Genomic DNA, 2,865 nt, shown 5'->3' on the forward strand with positions numbered 1-2,865 from the left:
TCTTAAAGCGAGAGCCGACTGAAATGAGTTTGGCTCGTAAGCGAAAGAAAGCCGCTCGCGACGATGCTTACCTTAAAACCCTGTTAAACCAACTTAACACTTGATGCAATCACCCTACATTTTATCCAGCATCAACCTCAACATTCCGATTTTATACCTACTCCTCGCCGTTTTTGTATTTGCTTTTTCCTATCCAACCCAGATGTGTGTGGTCAAAATCATCCAGGTATTTTAATCCATAACCTGCGACTCTGTCAAAGCAGCTATGCGCCATAAAAATCAAACCAATTTTTACTACTGTTTCATCCTTTAAAAGAAGTCCGGACAAAACAACCAATGCCAAGACGCCTTTGTGATGGAAAACATTGTAAGCAATGGCTCCCAATTTTTTGGTGATTAAAAACAAGGCAAATGAAACATCAGGGACAAAAAATAGCCCTAAATAAAGCCCCCAACTCCCGTCATAAAATTGAAAATAAATACTGGAAAAAAGAATCAGCAAGCCCAATTCTTCCAATTTTAGGGTAAGTTTCATGGTGATTGAAGTTTCAAACGCTGCTACACGGCTACCGGTGCTTTAATCGCGGGCCAGGGGTTATAGTTTTCAAGCGTAAAATCCTCAAATTTGAAATCAAAAACGCTTTTCACTTCCGGATTCATTTTCATGGTAGGTAATAGCCGCAACTCGCGAGAAAGTTGCAATTCGACCTGCTCCAAGTGGTTACTGTAAATATGAGTATCGCCACCCGTCCATATAAAATCGCCGTATTCAAAACCACATTCCTGCGCAATCATCATCGTCAACAAAGCATAACTGGCAATGTTGAACGGCACCCCTAAAAATACATCGGCACTACGCTGATACAATTGACAGGATAGCTTATTATCAGCCACATAAAACTGAAACAATGCATGGCACGGACTCAGTGCCATTTTATGCAAATCAGCTGGATTCCAGGCAGACACAATGATTCGACGAGAGTCAGGACTGTTTTTGAGTTGCTTCAATACATCCTGAAACTGGTCAATTACGCGCCCATCGGGAGCTTCCCAACTACGCCATTGTTTGCCATAAACAGGCCCCAGATTCCCCTCAGCATCAGCCCACTCGTCCCAAATACTCACCCCATTTTCCTTGAGGTATTTTGTATTGGTATCTCCCTTCAAAAACCAAAGCAATTCGTGGATAATGGATTTGGTATGTACTTTTTTGGTCGTAACCAGCGGAAATCCCTGTTGAAGGTCAAATCGCATTTGATAGCCAAATACGCTGATGGTTCCTGTTCCGGTCCGGTCGGTTTTGCGCGTTCCGTGGGTTAAAATATGGCGAAGTAAATCGTGGTATTGCTGCATGATAAAGTTCCTAAAACCTAATTTTCACTCAAACATAAATCTAAAATTGTAATCTGACAAAACAGGATTGGAGTCACCTGTGTATCTTTGGTACGCATGACGTCGACTTATACAAAGGCTTTTGTGTTTCAAATCAAAGATTTCAATCGTCTTTTCCGCTCTATATTGCTCTTCCTTTGAGGCACGCGGATTGGGAGAAATTGTGTGTTCAATTATAATACGGTACACAATGAATAAGTGAGGTAAAAGAAGTGTTGTTGTTGTGCAACCAAAACAACGCAAAATGTACGCTCACTTATTGAACAAATTTAAGGAAAACCATCCGGAATGGAAAGCAGGATTATTAAAAAATACGCTACTCATGGTCGCATTGGTTTTAGACCGTCAAACGGTATGCTTATGGAAATTAAAAGGAGGTGTTGGCAAATTTCTGGGCAATACCCAAACCGATAGCCGCTCTCATTACCAGCGTATCAAGCGTTGGTTTTGGAGTAGTTTAGAGCAAAAATACGTTTGGTTAATTTTGTTGGAAACCTCAGCAGGTCTTCTAAAAAAAATGACAGAAATTATTATTATAGATGGTACTTCTTGGCAATGGGGTGGTCAGACTTATCATTTTCTAACGCTGAGTGTTCTTTACAAAGGAGTTGCCATACCCATTTGGTGGATAGAGCTTGGACGGTTAGGGATTAGTAACCAAAAACAGAGAAAAACACTATTTATTGGGGCATTAAAAGTGTTAAAACTCTTAGGAAAAACGCTCATCGGAGATAGAGAATACATAGGGAATTTATGGCTCAAATACTTAAAAGACAATGGCTTGTCATTTGTTATCAGACTTAGAGATAAAAATTACCAAGAAGCAATTAATGCAAGGGGTAAATCCATAGAAAAAAAGGCAAAGAAACGAATTGGCCAAGCCTTCTCAAAACATTTTGAACTCAATGGAGAGTCTTATTTTTTTGTTCTTACAGCCTATAAAGACAGGAGTGGAAAAATAGAAATATTACGATTAATAACTACTTTATCAAATGCAAATAAGGCGGTAGAACTATACAAGTTAAGGTACAGAATCGAGTCCCTATTTAAGCATTTGAAATCTAACGGATTTGATTTAGAGGCATTACACTTGCAATCATCTCGTAAAGTTAGGCTAATGAGGACCCTTGTGATTTTGGCTTATACTCTTTCTATAATTTATGGCTTAAAGAGCTATAAAAGGAAATATCCACCTCTAAAACACGGTGCGCCTGCCATGAGTGTATTTAGAGGTGGCATTGAATTAGGGCAAAATCATTTAGGTAGTTTTGTACTTTTCTTAGAAAAGGCATTTGAATATTTTAATCGTGTTTTTGAAAAGAAAAAATACTCTTTAATCTTAAATGTACCCTAATATTATCTTCATCTTAAAATAAGACAAAAATGGGAAAGCGTATCAGGCGAAATTATGATGGGAGTTTTAAGGCAAAACGGGGCCGCCCGAGCGGTTGTTCTTGAAGTCTTCAAAGAGCA

The 2,865-nt window shown here is 39.0% G+C and carries 3 protein-coding genes; 1 reads left to right on the forward strand and 2 read right to left on the reverse strand.

What is annotated here, in order from left to right:
• Nucleotides 1–157: 157 nt before the first annotated feature.
• Both Q0081_RS25620 and Q0081_RS25625 read right to left on the reverse strand, forming a co-directional pair.
• A complete protein-coding gene (locus Q0081_RS25620; RefSeq protein WP_298360413.1) occupies nucleotides 158–535 on the reverse strand; it encodes a DUF4260 domain-containing protein in 378 nt (125 codons plus the stop codon).
• A gap of 23 nt (nucleotides 536–558) precedes the next feature.
• On the reverse strand, nucleotides 559–1,353 hold the full coding sequence (locus Q0081_RS25625; protein ID WP_298360415.1) for a thymidylate synthase: 795 nt from the start codon (nucleotides 1,351–1,353) through the stop codon (nucleotides 559–561).
• Between the two features lie 283 nt (nucleotides 1,354–1,636).
• Between Q0081_RS25625 and Q0081_RS25630 the strand changes: the two genes are divergently transcribed.
• Nucleotides 1,637–2,746, forward strand: a complete 1,110-nt coding sequence (locus Q0081_RS25630; protein ID WP_298360417.1) for a transposase — start codon at nucleotides 1,637–1,639, stop codon at nucleotides 2,744–2,746.
• Nucleotides 2,747–2,865: the final 119 nt, after the last annotated feature.

Origin of the sequence: Runella sp. (genome assembly GCF_027484545.1) — a bacterium.
Lineage (GTDB): Bacteria > Bacteroidota > Bacteroidia > Cytophagales > Spirosomataceae > Runella.

What these genes read in the sequence shown, in the direction of transcription:
- Q0081_RS25620 (WP_298360413.1), bottom strand. Translation starts at nt 535, where the DNA reads ATGAAACTTACCCTAAAATTGGAAGAATTGGGCTTGCTGATTCTTTTT.
- Q0081_RS25625 (WP_298360415.1), bottom strand. Translation starts at nt 1,353, where the DNA reads ATGCAGCAATACCACGATTTACTTCGCCATATTTTAACCCACGGAACG.
- Q0081_RS25630 (WP_298360417.1), top strand. Translation starts at nt 1,637, where the DNA reads ATGTACGCTCACTTATTGAACAAATTTAAGGAAAACCATCCGGAATGG.